Here is a 237-nt window from a genome sequence, read left to right as displayed (position 1 = left end):
ACGCGGGGCAGCATCGCCAACTCTTGCTGCGATAGGCCTCGCAGCTCTTCCAGCGTGCTTATGCCTGCCCGCCGCAAGGCCAAGAGCAGATTATTGCTAAGATTGAGGGTCTCCACCCTTCACGATCCCTCAAGAGCTACGGGAGGTCCTTATCGCACAGCATGATCTACGGCGCACTCATTTAGCCGTCGAGTTCCTTACGGCGCTTGCTGATCATAGCCTTCCCATGTGCCTCAG

Source organism: uncultured Sphingomonas sp., from assembly GCF_964237335.1.
Classification (GTDB): Bacteria; Pseudomonadota; Alphaproteobacteria; order Sphingomonadales; family Sphingomonadaceae; genus Sphingomonas.
Note: the sequence above shows the minus strand (reverse complement) of the source record.